Here is an 838-nt window from a genome sequence, read left to right as displayed (position 1 = left end):
GGCGTCCCCATCCGCCTGGCCCCTTCCGCGTGCCCGTGCTCAATAGACTGGGTGTGACGCACACGAGCACGGGCGAGAGGGCTGGCATGCAGGAGCAGGAGTATTCGGTACGCCGGGCGCGCACGAGCGACGTCCCGCGCATCCAGACCCTGGTGGCGCCGCTCGTCCAGGAGCGCATCCTGCTCGGCAAGGAAAGCGTCGTCTTCTACGAGGCCGTCCAGGAGTTCCGCGTGGTCGAAGACACCGCAGGCGAACTCATCGGCGTCGGTGCCCTGCATGTGATGTGGGAGGACCTCGGCGAGGTGCGCACCCTCGCTGTTACTGCCGACTGGCTCGGCCGCGGTGTCGGCCACGCTCTGCTCGCCCGCCTCGAAGCGGATGCCCGCGAGCTCGGCCTCTCCCGACTGTTCTGCCTCACGTTCGAGGTGCCCTTCTTCACCCGGCACGGATTCACCGACATGGGCTCGGAGACCGTCGACCCGCTCGTCTACGCCGAACTCGTCCGCTCCCACGATGAGGGCGTCGCCGAATTCCTCGACCTGGCCAGGGTGAAGCCCAACACGCTCGGCAACACCAGAATGGTGAAGCGGCTCGGCTGAGGCCGGGAATCCGCGCCGACACGCAGCGCCTTCCCGCGGCTGCCGGGCAAAGCTCGTTAGCCTTGGGGCATGTCGACGATCAAACATCCGGTCGGCCCCCAGTCAAGCAAGGTCTACTGGCGCCGCCGCCTCATCGTGGGTCTTGGCCTGCTCTTCGTGATAGTCATCATCGTGCTGATCGTGGTGCGCCCGGGATCCGGCGGTGGCCAGCCGGCCCCGACCCCCACGCCGACCACGAC

Annotated in this window: 1 protein-coding gene; it reads left to right on the top strand. The window is 67.9% G+C overall.

The window, feature by feature from the left end; translation table 11 throughout:
* Positions 1-86 precede the first annotated feature (86 nt).
* Positions 87-599 carry an amino-acid N-acetyltransferase gene (locus tag QN357_RS19125; protein WP_134446389.1) on the top strand — a complete coding sequence of 171 codons (513 nt, stop codon included), beginning with the start codon at positions 87-89 and terminating at the stop codon, positions 597-599.
* Positions 600-838: the final 239 nt, after the last annotated feature.

The sequence above is a fragment of the Cryobacterium sp. RTC2.1 genome, assembly GCF_035018685.1.
In the GTDB taxonomy this organism is placed as follows: Bacteria; Actinomycetota; Actinomycetes; order Actinomycetales; family Microbacteriaceae; genus Cryobacterium; species Cryobacterium glucosi.
Note: the sequence above shows the minus strand (reverse complement) of the source record. Positions and strands in the feature narration are given on the sequence as shown.